The sequence below is a fragment of the Parageobacillus sp. KH3-4 genome, from assembly GCF_022846435.1.
In the GTDB taxonomy this organism is placed as follows: domain Bacteria; phylum Bacillota; class Bacilli; order Bacillales; family Anoxybacillaceae; genus Parageobacillus; species Parageobacillus thermoglucosidasius_A.
This window is the reverse complement of the sequence record NZ_AP025627.1, coordinates 67,897-89,126: the sequence shown is the minus strand read 5'-3', so window position 1 is coordinate 89,126 and position 21,230 is coordinate 67,897. Positions and strand designations below refer to the sequence as shown.

18 protein-coding genes, 2 tRNA genes and 1 rRNA gene are annotated in these 21,230 nt (G+C 45.1%); all 21 read right to left on the bottom strand.

What is annotated here, in order from left to right; translation table 11 throughout:
- Positions 1-187 precede the first annotated feature (187 nt).
- A 16S ribosomal RNA gene (locus MWM02_RS00450) occupies positions 188-1,744 on the bottom strand.
- 384 nt (positions 1,745-2,128) lie between these two features.
- Complete coding sequence (lysS, locus tag MWM02_RS00445; protein ID WP_064550622.1) at positions 2,129-3,613, bottom strand: lysine--tRNA ligase; 1,485 nt, start codon at positions 3,611-3,613, stop codon at positions 2,129-2,131.
- Positions 3,614-3,702: 89 nt separating this feature from the next.
- Entirely contained in the window at positions 3,703-4,704 is a 1,002-nt protein-coding gene (gene dusB, locus MWM02_RS00440; protein ID WP_064550623.1) for a tRNA dihydrouridine synthase DusB, read from the bottom strand.
- 16 nt (positions 4,705-4,720) lie between these two features.
- The gene (locus MWM02_RS00435) at positions 4,721-4,942 is read right to left on the bottom strand and encodes a helix-turn-helix domain-containing protein (RefSeq protein ID WP_244402731.1); all 222 of its coding nucleotides are present in this window, start codon (positions 4,940-4,942) and stop codon (positions 4,721-4,723) included.
- Positions 4,894-5,421, bottom strand: coding sequence for a 2-amino-4-hydroxy-6-hydroxymethyldihydropteridine diphosphokinase (gene folK, locus MWM02_RS00430; protein ID WP_064550625.1), 528 nt, complete (start codon positions 5,419-5,421; stop codon positions 4,894-4,896). The genes MWM02_RS00435 and folK overlap by 49 nt, the downstream gene beginning before the upstream one ends.
- On the bottom strand, positions 5,422-5,811 hold the full coding sequence (gene folB, locus MWM02_RS00425) for a dihydroneopterin aldolase (RefSeq protein WP_198401547.1): 390 nt from the start codon (positions 5,809-5,811) through the stop codon (positions 5,422-5,424).
- Entirely contained in the window at positions 5,774-6,556 is a 783-nt protein-coding gene (gene folP / locus MWM02_RS00420) for a dihydropteroate synthase (RefSeq protein ID WP_420038590.1), read from the bottom strand. The genes folB and folP overlap by 38 nt, the downstream gene beginning before the upstream one ends.
- Before the next feature lie 75 nt (positions 6,557-6,631).
- Positions 6,632-7,504 (bottom strand): aminodeoxychorismate lyase, encoded by an 873-nt coding sequence (gene pabC, locus MWM02_RS00415; RefSeq protein WP_244402730.1) that lies wholly within the window; start codon positions 7,502-7,504, stop codon positions 6,632-6,634.
- A 4-nt stretch (positions 7,505-7,508) separates the two neighbouring features.
- Entirely contained in the window at positions 7,509-8,087 is a 579-nt protein-coding gene (gene pabA, locus MWM02_RS00410) for an aminodeoxychorismate/anthranilate synthase component II (protein ID WP_244402729.1), read from the bottom strand.
- Positions 8,088-8,098: 11 nt separating this feature from the next.
- Positions 8,099-9,514 (bottom strand): anthranilate synthase component I, encoded by a 1,416-nt coding sequence (gene trpE / locus MWM02_RS00405; protein ID WP_481861656.1) that lies wholly within the window; start codon positions 9,512-9,514, stop codon positions 8,099-8,101.
- Positions 9,515-9,631: 117 nt separating this feature from the next.
- Positions 9,632-10,558 (bottom strand): cysteine synthase A, encoded by a 927-nt coding sequence (gene cysK, locus MWM02_RS00400; RefSeq protein ID WP_064550629.1) that lies wholly within the window; start codon positions 10,556-10,558, stop codon positions 9,632-9,634.
- Between the two features lie 95 nt (positions 10,559-10,653).
- On the bottom strand, positions 10,654-11,544 hold the full coding sequence (gene hslO / locus MWM02_RS00395; RefSeq protein ID WP_244402728.1) for an Hsp33 family molecular chaperone HslO: 891 nt from the start codon (positions 11,542-11,544) through the stop codon (positions 10,654-10,656).
- Positions 11,545-11,558: 14 nt separating this feature from the next.
- A complete protein-coding gene (locus MWM02_RS00390; protein ID WP_244403573.1) occupies positions 11,559-12,335 on the bottom strand; it encodes a type III pantothenate kinase in 777 nt (258 codons plus the stop codon).
- A gap of 100 nt (positions 12,336-12,435) precedes the next feature.
- Positions 12,436-14,340: an ATP-dependent zinc metalloprotease FtsH gene (gene ftsH / locus MWM02_RS00385; protein WP_064550631.1), complete on the bottom strand. Its 1,905-nt coding sequence runs from the start codon at positions 14,338-14,340 to the stop codon at positions 12,436-12,438.
- Between the two features lie 95 nt (positions 14,341-14,435).
- Positions 14,436-14,981, bottom strand: coding sequence for a hypoxanthine phosphoribosyltransferase (gene hpt / locus MWM02_RS00380; protein ID WP_064550632.1), 546 nt, complete (start codon positions 14,979-14,981; stop codon positions 14,436-14,438).
- A 20-nt stretch (positions 14,982-15,001) separates the two neighbouring features.
- Positions 15,002-16,390 carry a tRNA lysidine(34) synthetase TilS gene (tilS, locus tag MWM02_RS00375; RefSeq protein ID WP_244402727.1) on the bottom strand — a complete coding sequence of 463 codons (1,389 nt, stop codon included), beginning with the start codon at positions 16,388-16,390 and terminating at the stop codon, positions 15,002-15,004.
- A gap of 121 nt (positions 16,391-16,511) precedes the next feature.
- A complete protein-coding gene (locus MWM02_RS00370) occupies positions 16,512-17,489 on the bottom strand; it encodes a protein kinase domain-containing protein (protein WP_064550634.1) in 978 nt (325 codons plus the stop codon).
- Positions 17,458-18,192 (bottom strand): VWA domain-containing protein, encoded by a 735-nt coding sequence (locus MWM02_RS00365; protein ID WP_064550635.1) that lies wholly within the window; start codon positions 18,190-18,192, stop codon positions 17,458-17,460. Before MWM02_RS00365 ends, MWM02_RS00370 begins: the two co-directional genes overlap by 32 nt.
- Before the next feature lie 62 nt (positions 18,193-18,254).
- Complete coding sequence (gene spoIIE / locus MWM02_RS00360; RefSeq protein WP_244402726.1) at positions 18,255-20,732, bottom strand: stage II sporulation protein E; 2,478 nt, start codon at positions 20,730-20,732, stop codon at positions 18,255-18,257.
- 178 nt (positions 20,733-20,910) lie between these two features.
- Positions 20,911-20,982, bottom strand: a tRNA-Glu gene (locus tag MWM02_RS00355).
- A 9-nt stretch (positions 20,983-20,991) separates the two neighbouring features.
- A tRNA-Met gene (locus MWM02_RS00350) sits at positions 20,992-21,065 on the bottom strand.
- Positions 21,066-21,230: the final 165 nt, after the last annotated feature.

The following is a 21,230-nucleotide window of genomic DNA, read 5'->3' as shown; positions in this document are numbered from 1 at the left end:
CGGCTTTATCTTCGCCGCCTTCGCTTCCCGGCTTCTTCCTTTCGGTTATCTAGTTTTCAAGGAACCAATTGATTTCTCCTGCATCCGTTCATAGACGCAGGCGCAAAGCATTTGAAGGAACAACCAATGTTCCTTCAAAACTGAACAAAACTCCGCGTCCACTTTATTTTCAAGATGATGTCCTTAGAAAGGAGGTGATCCAGCCGCACCTTCCGGTACGGCTACCTTGTTACGACTTCACCCCAATCACTTGCCCCACCTTCGGCGGCTGGCTCCCTTGCGGGTTACCTCACCGACTTCGGGTGTTGCAAGCTCTCGTGGTGTGACGGGCGGTGTGTACAAGGCCCGGGAACGTATTCACCGCGGCATGCTGATCCGCGATTACTAGCGATTCCGGCTTCATGCAGGCGAGTTGCAGCCTGCAATCCGAACTGAGAGCGGCTTTTTGGGATTCGCTCCCCCTCGCGGGTTCGCAGCCCTTTGTACCGCCCATTGTAGCACGTGTGTAGCCCAGGTCATAAGGGGCATGATGATTTGACGTCATCCCCACCTTCCTCCGGTTTGTCACCGGCAGTCCCCCTAGAGTGCCCAACTGAATGCTGGCAACTAGGGGCGAGGGTTGCGCTCGTTGCGGGACTTAACCCAACATCTCACGACACGAGCTGACGACAACCATGCACCACCTGTCACCCTGTCCTCCCGAAGGGAGGAACGCCCTGTCTCCAGGGTTGTCAGGGGATGTCAAGACCTGGTAAGGTTCTTCGCGTTGCTTCGAATTAAACCACATGCTCCACCGCTTGTGCGGGCCCCCGTCAATTCCTTTGAGTTTCAGCCTTGCGGCCGTACTCCCCAGGCGGAGTGCTTAACGCGTTAGCTACAGCACTAAAGGGGTAACCCCTCTAACACTTAGCACTCATCGTTTACGGCGTGGACTACCAGGGTATCTAATCCTGTTTGCTCCCCACGCTTTCGCGCCTCAGCGTCAGTTACAGACCAGAGAGCCGCCTTCGCCACTGGTGTTCCTCCACATCTCTACGCATTTCACCGCTACACGTGGAATTCCGCTCTCCTCTTCTGCACTCAAGTCCCCCAGTTTCCAATGACCCTCCACGGTTAAGCCGTGGGCTTTCACATCAGACTTAAGGGACCGCCTGCGCGCGCTTTACGCCCAATAATTCCGGACAACGCTCGCCCCCTACGTATTACCGCGGCTGCTGGCACGTAGTTAGCCGGGGCTTTCTCGTTAGGTACCGTCACCGTGCCGCCCTGTTCGAACGGCACTTCTTCTTCCCTAACAACAGAGCTTTACGATCCGAAGACCTTCTTCGCTCACGCGGCGTCGCTCCGTCAGACTTTCGTCCATTGCGGAAGATTCCCTACTGCTGCCTCCCGTAGGAGTCTGGGCCGTGTCTCAGTCCCAGTGTGGCCGGTCACCCTCTCAGGCCGGCTACGCATCGTCGCCTTGGTGAGCCGTTACCTCACCAACTAGCTAATGCGCCGCGGGCCCATCCGCAAGTGGCAGCCGAAGCCGCCTTTCAACCAAAGACCATGCGGTCTTCGGTGTTATCCGGTATTAGCTCCGGTTTCCCGGAGTTATCCCGGTCTTACGGGCAGGTTACCCACGTGTTACTCACCCGTCCGCCGCTAACCAAGCGGAAGCAAGCTTCCGCCCGGCCCGCTCGACTTGCATGTATTAGGCACGCCGCCAGCGTTCGTCCTGAGCCAGGATCAAACTCTCCATAGAAAATGGATTGGCTTATCTTCAGCTTCGGCTCCGACACCAAAAGGTGCCAGTCGCCTTCGCTTTTCTTATTGTCTAGCTCCGGCTCCTAGCCCCTCGGGACGCTTCGGTCTCGCTGTGGCGGCAGCCGCCTCCTCGCGAGCCCTCCAGCGCCTGTCAGGGCTATTCAGTCGCCTTCGCTTTTCTATGTGGACGCTTCGTTTTGTTCAGTTTTCAAAGAACATTCTTTTTTAGCGACCTTATTAATATATCATTTTAAAATTTTAATGTCAATAGATTTTTCAAAAACGACATAATTTAATATATCAATTATATGTATAAAAGTCAATTACTTTTTTAAAAAATTTTATGTCCCCTATGATCCTTTTGTTCATAGGGGACTCGATTTTATTTGTTACGCATTTGTGGAAATAGCAATACATCACGAATAGACGGTGAATTTGTCAATAGCATAACAAGTCGATCAACACCAATGCCTAAACCGCCTGTTGGTGGCATTCCATATTCAAGCGCTTCGATGAAGTCCTCGTCCATCTCGTGTGCTTCGTCATTGCCTTGCTCTCTCTCTTTCAGCTGTGCTTCAAAACGCTCACGTTGGTCAATCGGATCATTTAATTCAGTAAATGCATTTGCATGCTCACGACCAACGATAAACAATTCAAAGCGATCTGTAAAGCGCGGATCGTCTGGATTTTTCTTCGCTAACGGCGAGATTTCTACCGGATGTCCATAAATAAACGTTGGCTGAATGAGCTTATCCTCTACTTTTTGCTCAAAAAATTCATTAACAATATGGCCAAACGTCATATGCGGGGCTATTTCCACACCATGCTCTTTTGCCAATTCTCTAGCCTCTTCATCACTCATTTGTTTCCAAAAATCGACGCCTACGTATTCTTTAATCGCGTCTACCATGTGAAGTCGTTTCCATTCAGGAGTTAAATCAACCGTATGCTCTCCATACTGGATTTTTGTCGTTCCTAATACTTCTTGGGCGACGTGAGCAATTAAGTTTTCCGTCAATGTCATAATATCGCGGAAATCCGCGTATGCTTCATATAGTTCAAGCATCGTAAATTCCGGGTTATGGCGTGTAGAAATTCCTTCATTACGGAACACACGACCTATTTCATAAACTTTTTCTAATCCGCCGACAATTAAACGTTTCAAATGAAGCTCGATCGCAATCCGCATATATAATGGCATATCTAACGCGTTATGATGAGTGATAAACGGACGAGCTGCCGCACCTCCGGCAATGGTGTGCATCATCGGCGTTTCTACTTCTAAATAGCCATGGCTATCCAAGTAGCGGCGCATCGATTGAATAATCCGGCTACGAGTAATAAACGTATTCTTGCTGTCCGGATTCATAATTAAATCTAAATACCGCTGTCGATAACGTTGCTCGATATCTTTTAGCCCATGGTATTTCTCCGGAAGCGGGCGCAATGCTTTCGTTAAAAATTCATAGGAGGATACTTTAATGGACAGCTCCCCTACTTTTGTTTTAAATACCGTTCCGTAAACACCGATAATGTCGCCCAAGTCAGAAGTTTTGAAAAGCTCGTATTGCTCTGGACCAACCGCATCTTCGCGAACGTAAATTTGAATTTGGCCAGTGACATCTTGAATATGGGCGAACCCCGCTTTCCCTTTGCCTCGTTTTGTCATAATGCGCCCGGCAACGGCAACTTTTATTTGTTTCTCTTCCAGTTCTTCTTTTGATAAATCACCGTATAAATCAAACAGCTCTTGTGCTTTATGTGTGCGTTCAAACCGTTTGCCAAACGGATCAATTCCCATTTCTCTTAATTTATGTAATTTTTCCCTACGGACTCGCAATTGGTCGTTTAGTTCTTCATGACTCATATAAGCTTCACTCCATTTAAAAAGTTTTTATGAAAAATACTGCCAGCGAAGGCTGGCAGCGAATAACTGCTATCATGTCATTGACCCGTTTACACAGCCTGTGCATTCATTTGTTCTTTGCTTTCTACTTCTTCAGCAAAATTGAGCAACAGGGTGGCAAGCTGTTCGCGAGTGTCACATTCATTAATCGCATTGCGAATTTTTGCGTTACCGCGCACTCCTTTTAAATACCACGCTGCATGCTTGCGCATTTCTTTTACCGCGATATGCTCGCCTTTTAGCGCAATGAGGCGGTCTAAATGCAAAAGGCATACTTCAATTTTTTCCCTTACTGTCGGTTCTGGAATTAATTCCCCTGTTTCTAAATAACGAACTGTCCGGTAGATCATCCATGGATTTCCGAGAGCGGCGCGTCCGATCATCACACCGTCAACGCCTGTTTCTTCAAGCATCCGTTTTGCGTCTTGCGGCGTCTTTACATCCCCGTTTCCAATGACAGGGATATTGACTGCTTCTTTTACTTGTTTAATGATATTCCAGTCTGCTTTACCTTCGTACATTTGCACTCTCGTTCTTCCGTGAACCGCTACCGCCTTACCGCCGGCACGCTCAACAGCTTGCGCATTTTCCACTGCATAAATATGGTTTTCATCCCAACCGATACGCATTTTTACCGTTACCGGTTTTTCAACTGCGTCTACAATCGCGGCAACAACGTCGTAAATTTTATTTGGATCTAAAAGCCATTTTGCCCCTGCATCGCATTTTGTAATTTTTGGCACAGGGCATCCCATATTGATATCAATGATGTCAGCATTCGTGTTTTTATCGACAAATTTTGCCGCCTCGACAAGCGTTTCTTTTTCCCCGCCAAAAATTTGCAAGCTTAACGGTTTTTCACGCTCATCAATATATAACATGTTCAGTGTTTTTTCGTTATTGTACACAATTCCTTTATCACTTACCATTTCCGCACAAACAAGCCCTGCTCCGAACTCTTTCACAGTAAGGCGGAATGCCGAATTGCACACACCGGCCATTGGCGCAAGGACAACGCGGTTTTTAATTTCTACATCGCCGATTTTAAACATCGGTCTACCTCCTTTCTTATTCCTTGGATTCTGAATGCGGCGGCGCAAGCTCTTTGACAGATATATTCAACCGTTCGGCAATTTGCTGCACTAATTCCTCTGGCGGCAAACGATTTCCTCGCTCAATTTCTCCTAAAATCGACACAGATATGCCAAGTTCTTTTGCCAGCCTTTCTTGCGTATATCCTTTTAGCTTTCGAAAAGCGCGAATACGTCTTCCCCATTTTTCTGCTTCCATACACGAACTCCTTCTTTGTCAGGTAGTCGATCTACGAGGCGTAATAAACGTTGAGTAACATTCGGAATATGGATATCGCGATTTAATTCCAATAATGGAATCATCACAAACGCACGTTCTGTCATACGCGGATGAGGAATGGTAAGTTGTTCTGTTTCAATATTTTCATGATTATATAATAAAATGTCAAGGTCCAACGTTCGCGGTCCCCAACGTATTTCCCTTTTTCTCCCAAAATCCTGTTCGATTTTTTGCGTAACATCTAGCAACGCAAAAGGAGAAAGAGAAGTATAAATTTTGATGACCATATTTAAAAACTTATCTTGATGGATATAGCCAACTGGTTCAGTCTCATAAATAGACGAAGTAGCAGCGACGGAAATTTGCTCATGGCTATCCAACATTTTGACAGCTTCCCGTAAATAATAGAAGCGATCGCCGAGATTAGAACCAAGTGCGATATACGCGTAATTTTCCATTTAACGACCCCTTACAATTTCTACTGCGACAGATTCATAATGACCTTGAATAGGCGGATTTGGCTTTGTCACTTTAATCGTACAACGAGCGACGGTTGGAAAAGAAGATAAAATTTGCTCGGCAATGGTTTCCGCTACTGCTTCGATTAACGAAAATCGCCGTTGCTCGACGACATTTCGGCAAATATCGTACACTTCCACATAATTAATCGTATCATCTAACCGATCACTTTTCCCAGCCTTTTGTAAATCCGTCTCGAGGATAACGTCGACAATAAAGCGCTGCCCAAGCACCTTTTCTTCCGGAAGAACACCGTGATATCCATAAAATTCCATGCGTTGAAGATAAATTTTATCGATCGTTCGCCACTCCTTTTCCAAGCATTGCATCCATCATTTTCACCATCCGCGCAATCGGCAATACATCGTGAACGCGGACGATATGAGCTCCCTTTGTGATTCCGAAGCATACGGTCGCTCCTGTCCCTTCGACTCGCTCATCGACCGGTAAATCAAGCACATGGCCGATAAACCGTTTTCGTGACGTGCCAAGCAAGAGCGGATATCCTAGTTTGGCAAATTCGTCTAAACGGCGCATGATTTCTAGGTTATGTTCAAATGTTTTCGCAAATCCGATCCCCGGATCTAAAATAATGTTTTCGTCTTTCACACCCGCGCGTTTTACGATAGCGACACTTTCCATTAAATCGGAAATCATGTCAGAAATTAAATCGCGGTACTGAAGATCGTGGCGATTATGCATTAAAATAATCGGAACATCGTAAAAAGCGGCGACTTCCGCCATCTTTTCATCCGCTTTCGCTCCCCACACGTCGTTAATGATGTGCGCTCCCGCTTCGATTGCTTGTTTGGCGACTTCGGCTTTATACGTATCTACGGAAATAGGGACATCGACTTCTTGAGCTACCGCTTTTACCACAGGAATTACCCGCCGCAGTTCTTCCTCGAGCGATACTTTTTCCGCACCGGGACGAGTCGATTCCCCTCCAATATCAATAATGTCCGCTCCATCGGCAACAAGTTGCTTTGCGTGCTCGACCGCGCGATCGAGATCATAAAACCGTCCACCGTCAGAGAAAGAATCCGGCGTTACGTTGACAATGCCCATGACCATTGTCTTTTTCCGCAAATCCAACTCGTAATCTCCACAGCGAAGTACAAAAGGAGTGATATTGGTTGTAGCCAACGTTCATTCCATCCTTTCTACCAACTCATATTTTGTCCATAAAAATGATGTGAAATGCTTGTAATGCTTCTGCAATAATGAAGTGACTGGCCCATTAGCCCCTTGATAAGCACGACCATCCATTTGATAAATAGGGACGATTTCTTGGATAGAATTGGTCACAAATATTTCGTCCGCTTGTCGCAGATGATCGAGTGTATAAAAACCTTCTTGACATTCGATTTTTAGCGCGTTCAACAGCGCAATCACAAATTGTCTTGTCACTCCGTTTAAAATTCCCACATGAATCGCTGGAGTGTATACCGTGCCGTTTTTTACCCAAAAAATATTCGAGACAATTCCCTCGGCAACATATCCTTGTTCATTCAAAAAAATGCCTTCCACATCGGTACGGCTGCCGACTTCCCGTTTGCCGATAATATTGTTCAAATAATGATGGGACTTTAGCCGTTCTTTTCCCTCTGGCGTGTTTCGTCTCGTTTTTAAAACTATACCGATTTTTCCTTTTGAAAAGGAAGGAGCCAAAAGCGGCTTCATGTACATAATGACCGTTGGTTGATCATACTCGCTTGTTTGCAAGCCAATATCCCCGACGCCTGCTGAAACATTTAAGCGGACATAAGCGTTTTTCAACCGATTTGCTTCCAAAAGACGATGAAGTATTTCCATCACTTCACAGCGAGTAAAAGATTTGGCGATATTCATCTCCCGCAGGCTATGATTCAACCGCTCCAAATGGTCGTCTAACAAAAACGGATGGCCATCGTACGTGCGAAACGTTTCAAATACACCAAGCCCGTATAAAAAACCGTGGTCAAACGGCGAAATACGCGCTTCATCTTTATGAACGACTTCTCCATTAACATATACATACATACAGTTATCGAACCCTTTTATGCGTTTGGATAAAGTTCTCCAGCAGCTTCATCCCATGGCTTGTCATAATCGACTCCGGATGAAACTGAACCCCTTCAACCGGCAATGTTTTATGGCGAATCGCCATAATTTCGTTTTCTTCCGTCCACGCGGAAATTTCAAAACAATCCGGCAGCGTCTCTTTTTCAACGATAAGAGAATGGTAACGAGTGGCTGTAAACGGGCTGGGAATATTAGCGAAAACGGTTTTTCCGTCATGGAAAATTTGCGATGTTTTCCCATGCATTAAACGGTCAGCGCGAACGACTTTTCCGCCGAATGCTTGCGCAATCGCCTGATGGCCGAGGCAAACCCCAAAAATCGGGATTTTCCCTGCAAAATATTCGATCGCTTCTATGCTGACGCCAGCTTCATTCGGAGTGCAGGGACCAGGGGAGATCATCAGAAAATCAGGACTTAATGCCTCTATGCCCTTAACCGTAATTTCATCGTTCCGTTTTACGACTAATTCTTCCCCCAATACCCCCAAATATTGAACTAAATTGTATGTAAAAGAATCGTAATTATCAATCATAAGCATCATCTTGTCTCACCTCATACTCTTAATGGTTTCTCCGCTTCGCTCAGCTCTTTTGCTTTCCAAAGGGCCGCCGCCTTTTTCAAACATTCGCGATATTCATGTTCGGGATGGGAATCGATGACAATCCCTGCCCCTGCTTGCACATGCGCGATTCCATCTTTGGCAATCATTGTGCGAATCGCAATGTTGAATTCCATATCGCCATCGAAGCTAATCCATCCGATGGAACCGGTATATATGCCACGACGTACCGGCTCAAGCTCTTCGATAATTTCCATTGTCCGTACTTTTGGAGCTCCAGTAATTGTGCCGCCAGGAAACATCGCTTGTAAACAATCAAACGCATCTTTTCCTTGCTTTAATTTTCCTGACACATGGGACACGATATGCATAACGTGCGAATAACGTTCAATTGTCATCCATTCGTCTACTTTTACCGTACCATATTGGCATACACGTCCCAGATCATTGCGCTCCAAATCGACAAGCATCGCATGTTCTGCTATTTCTTTTTCGCTAGAAAGAAGCTTGGTTGCCAGCCATCTGTCTTCTTCCTTTGTCTTCCCGCGTGAGCGCGTTCCGGCAATCGGCCTTGTGCTAATGTCATCTCCGCGCTTTTTGACAAGCAATTCAGGCGAACCGCTGACGATTTGAAACTCCGGAAAGTGGATGTACGCCATGTATGGAGACGGATTAATAACGCGCAATTGTTCATAAATATGAAATGGATGCGTCAACAATGGCCTCGATTGCCGCACGGATAAATTCACTTGAAACACATCGCCTTGGGCAATATATTGCTGTACTTTTTGGACCGCTTCGACAAAATCCTCTTTTGTCATCGACACCGATGGGTTGGTGTCTCGTTTTTGAAACGCCCATTCGTCATCGCGTTTCTTCGCTTCTAACCAACGTGACTCATAAAAAGAAAGGCGCCGTTCCGCTTCCAGTTCTTCGCCGTCCGCGTAATGAACAATCATATGCAGCAACTGCTTTTGGTGATCGTACACGAATACATCGTCAAAAATGAGAAAGTACATCGATGGAAGCTGCAAATCGTCTTGTGCATATGAAGGGATTTTCTCAATATATCTCGCACAGTCATAGCTGATATAACCAATCGCTCCGCCTTGAAAAGGCAGTTCGCTTTTGGAAAAGTGAAGCGGAAATTGCGCGAACCATTGTTTGAGCGATAATAGCGGATTCCCTTCATACCGCTTCTCTTCACCGCGATAAGAAATAAAGAGCTGATTTTCTTTCGCTTGAATGACACCCGCAGGAGTTAAACCGATAATGCTGTAGCGCCCGCCTTGACCGCTTTCTAGCAAAACATGATACGGCTCGCGAGCAGCAAGCGCTTTATATTGCCGAAACCAATCACGGTTCAAGTAAGGAAGCGTTCGCCTCCTTCTATTTCCCCATTTCCGCACAACGACGTCACTCCTTATTTTCGACCATTGCATATTTTTATTGTACAATGAGTCGCAAAACATATCATTACAAAAATAAATTTCGACAGGGACCTTCTCCCTGTCGAAATCGCATGATTATTCATCGAATTGGTAAAGTGGAGTGCTTAAGTAGCGTTCACCGTTACTTGGGATAATCGCCAACACTTTTTTCCCTTTGCCAAGTTGTTTAGCGACTTTTAATGCAGCATGAATAGCGGCGCCAGAAGAAATTCCGCCAAGAATTCCTTCTTCGCGGGCAGCGCGGCGGGCAGCAGCGAACGCTTCTTCTGTCGTAACGGTAATGACTCCATCATAAATGCTTGTATCTAAAATGTCCGGCACAAATCCAGCACCGATTCCTTGAATTTTATGAGGACCTGGTTTTCCGCCCGATAATACCGGCGAATCAGCAGGCTCTACCGCATAAATTTTAATGTTTGGATATTTTTCGCGAAGCACTTGTCCCGCACCAGTAATCGTTCCGCCAGTACCAACGCCGGCAATAAATGCGTCCAATTGGTCGCCCATTTGCTCAACAATTTCTTTTCCCGTCGTTAACCGGTGGATTTCCGGGTTTGCCTCGTTTTTAAATTGCTGCGGCATAAAATAGCCATGCTCTTTTACCAATTCTTCTGCTTTTGCAATCGCGCCGCGCATCCCTTGGCTTCCCGGTGTAAGCACTAATTCGGCGCCGTATGCGCGTAATAAATTGCGGCGCTCTAAGCTCATCGTATCCGGCATGACTAAAATCGCTTTATATCCTTTCGCCGCCGCGACCATTGCCAGTCCAATTCCTGTATTTCCGCTTGTCGGCTCGACAATCGTGTCGCCAGGTTTTATTTTTCCCTCTTTTTCCGCTGCTTCAATCATCGCCAAGGCAATCCGGTCTTTGACGCTGCTTCCTGGGTTCATAAATTCGAGTTTTAGATAAACGTCGGCACTGTCTTCATCGACAATGCGGTTTAGTTTCACCGCCGGCGTATCACCGATCAATTCTGTTACGGAGTTTACTGTTCTTGCCATGTTTCCACCCCTAATCCCGATTAATTTTATCGAATTTGTCTCCAATGTATCAATTATTAGCTTAATTGTCAATCATTTTGATCTTTTTAAACTTTTTATTCTTCTTTCGCATCTGCAATCTGTTTCAGCTGCTGGAGCTCCTCTTTGCTGAAATGGTACGTTTCATTGCAGAAATGGCATGACGCTTCAGCGTGCCCTTCTTTGTCGATAATGTCTTGAATTTCCTGCGCGCCTAAGCTGATCAACGCATCAGCAATTCGCTCTCGTGAACAGCGGCAAACAAACGCGACTGGAAGCGTTTCTAGCACTTTGACATTTCCCTTTCCAAGCAGTTCTTCCAAAATCTCTTCCGGTGTTAATCCATTTTCTACCATTTTCGAGACGGGTGGAATAGTCCGCAAGCGTTTTTCAATCTGATCAATTGTCTTCTCTTCCGTTCCCGGCATCAGCTGGATGATAAAGCCTCCCGCCGCCAATATCGTGTTGTCGGGATTGACAAGTACACCGACGCCGACAGAAGATGGAACTTGTTCAGAAGAAGCAAAATAATACGTAAAATCTTCACCAAGTTCTCCCGAGACAATCGGCACTTGCCCTGTAAAGAAATCACGCAATCCTAGGTCTTTCACGACCGTTAACATGCCATTTTTGCCTACCGCTTTTGCCACGTCTAATTTTCCATGTTGGTTTAAATCAAAGTGGACGTGTGGATTTGTGACGTATCCACGTACCTCTCCCTTGGCGTTGCTGTCGACGAGGATGGTGCCAATCGGACCGCCGCCATCAATTTTAATCGTTAATTTATCATCTCCTTTTAACATGGCTCCCATCATGACTCCCGCCGTAATCGCCCGGCCAAGCGCCGCGGAAGCAGTCGGCCATGTTTGGTGGCGGCGCTGCGCCTCGCTAACCGTATTTGTTGTTCGAGCAGCATACGCTCTTACTTGTCCATCATACGCTAAAGCCTTTACTAAGTAGTCTGACATACGAACTCAACCTTTCATTGTTTTTTATCAACGTTTTTCTCATATAAAATTTTCAAGCCCGTTAACGTCAAAAATGGATCAACAATATCAATGACATCCGATTCGCTGGCAATTAAAGAAGCCAATCCACCTGTCGCTATCACTTTTGGCGGAACAGGGCTTTTTGCTTTCATCCGCGAGACAATGCCTTCCACCTGCCCAACGTATCCGTATAAAATTCCAGCCTGCATTGCGCTAACGGTATTTTTCCCGATAATATCATCCGGTCGGGCGATTTCAATGCGCGGCAATTTCGCGGCTCGTGCAAACAACGCCTCTGTAGAAATCATAATTCCCGGAGCGATCGCCCCTCCCATATATTGTTTATGTTCGTTAATATAACAATACGTTGTCGCTGTGCCAAAATCGACGATGATAAGGGGGCTACCATATAAATGAATGCCGGCAACCGCGTTGACGATTCGGTCCGCGCCTACTTCCCGCGGGTTATCGTATTTAATGTCGAGGCCTGTTTTAATCCCCGGACCGACGATAATCGGCTTAATATGGAAATATTTTAAGCACATCCGTTCAAGCGCAAACATAATCGGCGGCACAACCGAAGAAATAATAATGCCATCAATATCGGAAAACTGAAGTCCGACGTGGTTCAATAACGCCTTGATCATCATGCCGTATTCATCTTCCGTTTTGCCGCGGCTCGTTTCAATGCGCCAATGATGTTTTAATTCATCTCCATCATATACCCCTAACACCGTATTTGTATTACCGACGTCTAAGACAAAAATCATCGTTTCATCCCCACTTTTCACCATTGTTACTTCCTACATCATACCATATCTTGTCGCTTATCTGATAAAAAAAGATGCCCCTATAAAGAGACATCTTATCTTACTCATCTTTCTTTTGAATATTTATTTTTACATCATTGTCATGATCATCATTATCGTTATTGTCATTACTTTCATCGCGTTTTGGCAATTTTCCGTGTTCGAATAAATGTTTAATTTGTTCCGCATCCAATGTTTCCACTTCTAGAAGCGTAGTGGCGATTAACTCCAATTTGTCTCTATATTGTGTTAAAATGTTTTTCGCTTTTTCATAACATTCTTTAATAATCCGTTGAATTTCCAAATCGATTTCATACGCGATTTTATCGCTGTAATTTTGCTCATTGTGCAAGTCGCGCCCTAAAAATACTTGCCCACTCGGCTGTCCAAATTGTAACGGGCCAAGCTTCTCGCTCATCCCAAACTCGGTAACCATGCGGCGAGCAATGTTCGTCGCGCGTTGGAAGTCGTTATGCGCCCCTGTGCTCACTTCGTTAAAGACAATTTCTTCTGCGACGCGGCCACCTAATAGACCGGTAATTTTGTCCATTAGTTCCGGCTTTGTCATAAAATAACGATCTTCTTTCGGAAGCATCACTGCATAGCCTCCCGCTTGACCACGCGGAACGATCGTTACTTTATGCACCATTTCCGCATCATCGAGCACCATGCCAATAACGGTATGCCCTGCTTCATGGTACGCCACAATGCGCCGCTCTTTTTCCGAAATAACGCGGCTTTTCTTTGCCGGCCCGGCAATGACACGGTCTGTCGCCTCATCAATGTCACTCATGTCAATTTTCTTTTTATTCCGTCGCGCTGCAACAAGCGCCGCCTCGTTCAGCAAGTTTTCCAAATCCGCACCGGAAAAACCCGGCGTGCGCATCGCAATCGCTTTTAAATCAACGGACTCATCGAGCGGCTTATTGCGAGCATGTACGCGCAATACCGCTTCACGGCCTTTCACATCCGGGCGGTCTACCGTAATTTGCCGGTCAAAACGGCCCGGACGTAACAACGCTGGATCTAAAATATCCGGGCGGTTTGTCGCCGCAATAATAATAATTCCTTCATTGCCGCTGAAACCATCCATCTCTACAAGCAATTGGTTGAGCGTTTGCTCGCGTTCATCATGTCCGCCGCCAAGACCTGCACCGCGTTGCCGGCCAACCGCGTCAATTTCGTCAATAAAAATGATACAAGGCGCGTTCTTTTTTGCCGTTTCAAACAAGTCGCGCACACGTGATGCACCGACACCGACGAACATTTCCACGAAATCCGAACCGCTGATCGAGAAAAACGGCACGCCAGCTTCTCCAGCAACCGCGCGCGCGAGCAACGTTTTCCCCGTCCCAGGCGGCCCAACAAGAAGCACTCCTTTTGGAATGCGGGCACCGAGTTCGACAAACTTCCGTGGATCTTTCAAAAACTCAACAATTTCGATAAGCTCTTGTTTTTCTTCATCAGCACCGGCAACATCGCGGAAACGAACTTTTCTTTTATCGTCCGTGTATAATTTCGCCCGGCTTTTCCCAAAGTTCATTACCCGGCTGCCGCCGCCTTGCGCTTGGTTCAACAAGAAGAAAAACAAGATAAAAATAATCACAAACGGGATGATCGAGGTGAAAAAGGTAACCCATCCGCTCGTTTCATCCGCTGGCATCACTTCCACTCTCGTTCGCTTCGCTGCAGCATCAATGCGATTCAACACCGTATCGCTGTTCATGACATAAGTGGAAAAGTATTGATCCTCGCTGTACGATTTGAGCTGCCCTCTTATTTCATACACGCCGCGCTCCGGCTTCATGGAAAATGATTTCACATCACCATTTTCTAAATGGGTCATAAACGCATCGTATGTCATCGGTTCCGTCCGCTGATTGCTTCCGTTGAAGAAGCTAACTACGCCGATGACGACGAGAAAAATCAATAAATAAAATATTGTATTTCGGAAGATCCGATTCATTTCTTGCCTCCTCCCATATGAAACACACTATAGTCAATAGTATCATAGAAAATTGTATAAATACAAACAATTCGTTAGCGGCTTGAAAAGCGACTTTATTTATTGTACACTTCTGGTTTCAACACTCCGATATAAGGAAGATTACGGTACTTTTCGCCATAGTCCAAGCCATAACCGACGACAAACTCGTCAGGAACAATAAACCCGGTATAATCTGCCTGAATGTTTGTTTTACGACCGGAAGGTTTATCTAACAACGTAACGATTTTAATGGAGTTGGCTTTCCGGTAACGGAATAAATCGACCAAATAGCTTAACGTTAAACCACTGTCAATAATATCCTCAATAATTAAAATGTCGCGCCCTTCCACAGAAGTATTTAAATCCTTTAAAATTTTCACTTCGCCGGATGATACCGTGGCATTTCCATAACTCGATACATCCATAAAATCCATTTCCAAATATGTATCGATATGCTTTAACAAATCCGCCATAAACGGCATTGCTCCTTTTAATACGCCGACCGCCAACGGAAAACGCCCCTCATACTCTTCTGTCAACATTTTGCCTAATTCCTTTACCTTTTCCTGAATTTGTTGTTCAGTAATTAATATTTTTTGAATGTCGTCTTTCATCCCCATCTTTTTTTCCTCCTAGCTGTTCATTGCTCTTTATAGTGTAATACAATATAGTGCGCTTTTGTAACATCTGTTGCCTCAAAATTTGATTTTTTTAACTTCGGAACCCATAAAATATTTCCTTCCCCGTCTTCAACGATTGGCCAGCGGTCTCTTTCGTGTAAAGGGATTTTCGCTTCGATGAAAATTTCCTTAATTTTCTTTGTCCCTTTTTTCCCTTTCAACGTCATTCGGTCACCAGCGCGGCGTGTTCGCACCCATAACGGAAAACGAACTATTTCTGGATCAATAATGAACACATCGTTTCCTCTCCGTTCTTTCGGATAGTGTCCCCAAATTTCACTAATGATTACATGATCGTTTGGGAGGGGCAATACAGCCGGAATATCCAGTTTGAATGTATAACTCGCATCTTCTTTTTCTTCTCGAAATGTAAACAAGCAACAATCATAAGAACGAACGACTTTCAAGCCGTGCGGAAAGTCTAACCTTCCGGAAGGATGATCACGATTTAAAAACGTCAATAAATTATGGATATGTATAGAAGAAAGGGAAGAAGGGATTTCCTTATAAAGATAGTTCAATATTAGTTGAATCCCTCTTCTTTGTAAAGGCTTTGGCATCGCCTGAAACGGCTCAATTTTTAACACAATCGCATCATCTTGTTTTTTCATTACCTTATTCATCGCGTCTTTCGCTAATTCCTCTAAAAATAATTCATCTTCCATCGCCATTTCGCTATACGATTGAAAACGCTCGTGAAGACGCGGGTTTTCTTTTTTCAAAAATGGAATGACATGATGGCGAAACCGATTTCTCGTATAATCGTCTTTATCATTACTATCGTCATGGCGAGGCGTAATTTGATGTTTTTGACAATACGCATCAATATGGGCGCGGCTGATCGCCAAAAATGGGCGGATAATATATCCTCCGTGAAACGGGCGTTTTACCGGAATGCCGGCATAGCCCTTGCTAGTGCTGCCGCGCACAAGCCGCATTAAAATCGTTTCGACTTGATCATCGCCATGGTGGCCTAAAGCCAAATAATCTGCTCTATATTTCTCCATCAGTTCGCCAAAAAAACGGTAACGGCATTGGCGCGCCGCCTCCTGCACACCTAATTTGAGCTGACGCTGGAATGCGGGAACATCAATTTGCGCCGCCTCACATATAATACCGCGTGCTTGGCAAAAATGTTTCACAAAATTCATATCTTCTTCCGACTGCTTCCCGCGAAACATATGATCGACGTGAGCGGCGATCAATGTGATATTCCACTTTTGCCGAATCGACCAAAAAAAATGTAACAACGCCAGCGAATCGGGGCCTCCCGATACCCCCACAATGACCGTTGAATTCGGTGTGAGCAGCTCATGCTTTTTGATAAATTCGCAAACTTCCGCAATCATTCGGAGAAACCCTCTTTTATCACGTAATTTCTAATTTCCATCGTACCATTATTGCAATATTTTCTCAAAAATCCCGCCCATTATTTTATCAATAAATAAGCGCTACAGCGACAAAAATTTGTCAAGGAAGTACTTGATGATATACATATATTGCGTAAACACATAAAAGTACGGCAATGATCAACGCCGTTTCCAACACCCCCTTCGCTTTTCCGCGTTTTCTTTTTTTGCTTTGTCGTGATTTCTGAATCGTTCTTTGGGAAGCTCGCTGCTTGGAATGGGAATGATCGGAACGATGAATAACGGCCAACAAGTCTTGCTTCATTTCGGAAGCTCTTTTATACTTCCCGTCGATCGCCTTCATTAATACCGTCTGATATTTCCGTAACATAACATCTGCCTGAATGATGGAAATTAGCTGGCATCGCCCATCTCCCTTCCGTTCCAACTTTATCGGGCAGCAAGACTGGATCATGATCATCGCCACAGCAAACAAATCATACGAAGGTTCTGCTTTCCGTGATCCTAATCCCCAATAGCCGCGATCATAAAGTTCGGTAAACTCTTTAATCGCTCTTCCTTGTAAAGTTGTTCCTCCCACATCAAGAAGGCGGACCGTCGGCGGCGGACCTGCGACCAACAAATTTTCCGGTTTCAAATCGCCAAATACCCATCCTTCTTGATGAAGTTTGTCGAGCGCGGATAAAAGCTGCAACAAAAGAATGACTATCCACTCTTTTCCGCGTTTGCGAATAAATGTGGAAAAATCTTCCCCTTTTATATATTCCATCACATAAAAAGAAATATGTTTCTTCATTAAAGGAGTTACCCAGTCATCGACATCTAGCAAAGAAGGTCCAAGGGTAACTCCCTGGACCTTGGAAAACCGACGTAATACATTGACCTCCGATGTCACCGCTTCGCTATTATCGCTCAACTTTAACGCGACAATTCCTTTCATGCTTTCCGCCAAATAAACGACCCCATTCGCTCCATGTCCAAGCGGTTTTAACAGCTTGTACGACTGATGATGCCACTTTCCAGTAACGACCGTCCCGGCCCGAAGGTTACATAGATCCTTCAAAGTATGATTCATCATCGCGGATCAGACTCCTTAATGAGCGCTTTCTCTCAAAATACGTCAGTGCTTCGCGCAAGGCTGGTCCAGTTGGTGTCAAGCCTCCCGATGTCAATTTCGGAAAAACGGTGGAAAGCTCCTCCATTTTCGGCGTCCAATCTACAATTTTTTCGACATTTCCTCGTTTTCCAGGAAATACAAATACGGCAAAACGATTATCGCCGATGCGCGCATTAAGGCTGAGGGACAAATCAAGCAGCGCCTCTTTCACCGTCGGCAGTTTCGTTTTCATACTTCCGCTCGTATCTATTAATATTAAAACTTCTAATTCCACTGTTTCCCCAAGCTCATCGACGACTTCCATCACCTCGCCTCGTTTTTCCGGGGGCAAATTTTCAAGCGACATGTCTGATCCCAATATTTGCTTCAATTCTTTGTTCACGACCCCTTGGAGCGTTTGCGTCATCGCTTTCCTTGTCACCATTTGCACTGTTTGAGACAGTTGTTTTGCATAAACAACTTGGCTAATTCCACCTCCCGATAAAGCGATTCCTTCAATTTCACGCAACCCGCTTTCATCAATCGTATCTTGGTCGAGAACACCGATTACATTCACCGTAATCCCTTGCTCTTTCGCCAAAGCAGCCATCGCAATCGGGTCTTCGCCATGATTGGAACACCCATCCGTAATAAGTAAAATTTGTCGCAATGTTCCTCTACGCATGTTTTCATCCCCTCCTCAGCTAATGTATTACAAGCATCGCCGGAGGATGGGGATTTTATACACTATTGTGCTTTTTTTGTATACATATAAGCTGGAATCGTCGCCCATTTTGGTGTATTATGCTCGATTTTCGCGACAACTACCGTCATGTCGTCTTCAATTCTTCCGGAACGGCTTCGGATTACTTCCTCCATGATTAAATCCGCCACTGCCTGCGGGTCGTTCGTTTTCAATTCTTTAATTTTCCGTTTCATCCATAGATCATGATTTTCCACGTGCGGCGGCCCTTCAAACACCCCATCGCTCATCATAATAAGCAAATCGCCTGCTTTTAATTGTTCACTGACAATCTCAAATTCCACTTCTTTAATAATTCCAATTGGTAAATTGCTCGCCTCGATTTTCATGACTTTATCCCCGCGCTTGACAAAGCTCGGCGCGGAGCCAATTTTTAAAAACTTTGTCACAGCGTTTTGCAAATCAATAATGGCTAAATCCAGCGTAGAAAACATATCTTCTGTCGTCCGCAATGATAAAATGGAATTAACGGATTTAATAGCGATCGATTCATCCATCCCTGTTTGCAAAATCTTTTGTAAAAGACGCAGCGTTTCGTTGCTTTCGTGATGTGCGCGTTCTCCATTTCCCATTCCATCGCTGATCGCAATCGCATACTTTCCTGTTCCAAGTTCAATCATCGAATAGCTATCCCCTGAAACAAGTCCACCGCCTTTCGCCGCAAACGCCACGCCCGTTTCGACGACGAACGCTCTCGCCGAGCCGAATGCTACCCGGCAGTAGCCGTTCGGGTAAACGGCGCATTCTTCCCGCTTTACCACGATCGTTTCTCCCAAAATGTCCGAAAGCATCGGCGCAATCAATTTTTCACATTCGCCGCGGCCTTCGCAATATGGAACGCTCATTTCAATATCGATATTTCCTTTTTCCAAGCTATAAATGTCGATATGGCCGATTTCCATTCCAAACTCCTGCAAGGCGTGAAAAATTTGTTCTTCTTGCAAATAATGATTTTCACGTTCGCGCTGAATTTCCTTTGCAAAATCTTCCATCACCTGCGAGACACCTAACAGTTGTTCGGCAACTAACTTTCTGCTTTCATGCATTTGCCTGCGCACTTTGCGATTTGCCCGATAAAGCGCCACATCTTTTTCAATCATGTCGACCACTTTGCCCGCTTTTACGCAATGGCGCTCCCATTCTCGCAATAGTTTGCGATTATGTTCCAATTTTCCCGCATCCGCTTCTAGCATTATTTTCTTCATATATTCATATGTTGTATCAAAATGACTTGACCAACATTGCTCTTTTTTAAAGCAAGTTTGACACGTTTTCCCCGTAATGTCGCTTAAAAAATAATCTATTTCTCGCTCATTGTAGTCTTCCGAGGAAATTAAGCTTTCCGTCGAAAAACTATTGGCCAACGCTTGAAATACGTGGGAAAATTGCGAAACGCGCTGTGCCGTTACATCGCGAATTTTTCTGGCATATTGCTGCTGTTCATTGGCATATTCTACAGTACCGGGGATATGTTTCGCGATTGTTTCCGTTAATGAACGAGACGTACATATAAATAAAATAATCGCCAAGCACGACTCCATCACCGTCGGAACGATTTCCGCCTTGCCGTTTCCGTATAAACCGATAAGCAACGTTGCGACAAGCAGCCCGAAAGACGCGCCGGCTTTCTTTCCTTCCTTTAACAAACCTCCTAAAAGGCCGGCAAACGCCAACAAACTCATTTCGTACAAATTACCGACGTTCGCCAAACTTAAAATAAGCCCTGTCACCACTCCGACTGTAGAGCCAATCGTCGCCCCCGCCACGAACGCAAAAATTAACACGAGATAGCGAGACATCACATGTTCGAGCGAAAGTCCATAAAACGTCCAACCGATCATCCCCGTCAACATGGACGCAATTAAAATAATCAGTGAAATAATTTCTTCTGCGCGTAACGCTTGTTTATGTTTGCGAACCGCCAGCAGCGGAATGCTTTGGATAAAAATAAGTGTCAGTACAAATGCAAGCCCTGCCTCGACAAACGCCATCACCGCTTCATATAACGTCTCGTTTTTCAGCCAATAACGCAGAATTACTAATTTTGCAAAAAATGATAAGCAAAATATGACAAAAGGCACGATTTTGATTGATTCACTAAAAAACTTTCGTAAAAAGGCGTTTACAATAATAAAACCGAATATTCCGACAAAAACAAATAACGTTGTCGTAAATGATAGAGTAAGTGAGCCCGCAAGCAACGCAACAAATGCTAATGCCGCCTTATCGCGGCGCAACATGTAAACAGCGGCAAAAAACGGCAAAGCAAACGGAGTTAGCTTGGATAAAATAAGAGCTCGTCCAAGCAAAAAACCAATAATAAGAAGGAGAAACCCCTTATGAATGAATAAGTGCCCAATTCGCAATTTTACATGGCGCGTCCATCGCGACAATATAGCTTGCGTCTCATTGATAGGCACTTCCGAAATTCGATCCATCAACCTTTTTTCTACTCTTTCCATTCCGATCGACTCCTTTGCTTTCTTTTGTCCCTATTATATATTTTTAATTGCCAGAAATTTGTCAAAAAAAGAAAAGCGATCAAAAAAACCGTTCGACGTATTTCTTGACCACATGTCATAAGCTCGCAAACTATACAAAAAAACGAGGATGTTTCTGCACGAAACATCCTCGTTTTAGTGACCCGTACGGGATTCGAACCCGTGTTACCGCCGTGAAAGGGCGGTGTCTTAACCACTTGACCAACGGGCCGCTTCTTGATAGCGGCGGAGGGAATCGAACCCTCGACCTCACGGGTATGAACCGTACGCTCTAGCCAGCTGAGCTACGCCGCCACGCAACAACATTTTCTATAATAATTGATTGAACATATTATTGTCAATAGTTTTTCTCCATATTATCCGCCTCCGCCAAAACGCGTGCTGATAGTATAGCCAGCACATCGTCCTGGCTCCATATCGCCAGCGCGCAGCGCCGGCATAGCGAATATTGCGAAACGC

Excerpts from the sequence above, each read along its gene's own strand:
- ftsH (WP_064550631.1), bottom strand. The coding sequence starts at position 14,340 with ATGAATCGGATCTTCCGAAATACAATATTTTATTTATTGATTTTTCTC.
- spoIIE (WP_244402726.1), bottom strand. The coding sequence starts at position 20,732 with ATGGAAAGAGTAGAAAAAAGGTTGATGGATCGAATTTCGGAAGTGCCT.
- pabC (WP_244402730.1), bottom strand. The coding sequence starts at position 7,504 with ATGTATGTATATGTTAATGGAGAAGTCGTTCATAAAGATGAAGCGCGT.
- MWM02_RS00390 (WP_244403573.1), bottom strand. The coding sequence starts at position 12,335 with ATGATTTTTGTCTTAGACGTCGGTAATACAAATACGGTGTTAGGGGTA.
- lysS (WP_064550622.1), bottom strand. The coding sequence starts at position 3,613 with ATGAGTCATGAAGAACTAAACGACCAATTGCGAGTCCGTAGGGAAAAA.
- hslO (WP_244402728.1), bottom strand. The coding sequence starts at position 11,544 with ATGTCAGACTACTTAGTAAAGGCTTTAGCGTATGATGGACAAGTAAGA.
- dusB (WP_064550623.1), bottom strand. The coding sequence starts at position 4,704 with ATGTTTAAAATCGGCGATGTAGAAATTAAAAACCGCGTTGTCCTTGCG.
- tilS (WP_244402727.1), bottom strand. The coding sequence starts at position 16,390 with ATGATTGCGGAAGTTTGCGAATTTATCAAAAAGCATGAGCTGCTCACA.
- folK (WP_064550625.1), bottom strand. The coding sequence starts at position 5,421 with ATGGAAAATTACGCGTATATCGCACTTGGTTCTAATCTCGGCGATCGC.
- folP (WP_420038590.1), bottom strand. The coding sequence starts at position 6,556 with ATGGTCATGGGCATTGTCAACGTAACGCCGGATTCTTTCTCTGACGGT.
- folB (WP_198401547.1), bottom strand. The coding sequence starts at position 5,811 with ATGCAATGCTTGGAAAAGGAGTGGCGAACGATCGATAAAATTTATCTT.
- MWM02_RS00370 (WP_064550634.1), bottom strand. The coding sequence starts at position 17,489 with ATGATGAATCATACTTTGAAGGATCTATGTAACCTTCGGGCCGGGACG.
- MWM02_RS00365 (WP_064550635.1), bottom strand. The coding sequence starts at position 18,192 with ATGCGTAGAGGAACATTGCGACAAATTTTACTTATTACGGATGGGTGT.
- hpt (WP_064550632.1), bottom strand. The coding sequence starts at position 14,981 with ATGGGGATGAAAGACGACATTCAAAAAATATTAATTACTGAACAACAA.
- pabA (WP_244402729.1), bottom strand. The coding sequence starts at position 8,087 with ATGATGCTTATGATTGATAATTACGATTCTTTTACATACAATTTAGTT.
- MWM02_RS00435 (WP_244402731.1), bottom strand. The coding sequence starts at position 4,942 with ATGGAAGCAGAAAAATGGGGAAGACGTATTCGCGCTTTTCGAAAGCTA.
- cysK (WP_064550629.1), bottom strand. The coding sequence starts at position 10,558 with ATGGCAAGAACAGTAAACTCCGTAACAGAATTGATCGGTGATACGCCG.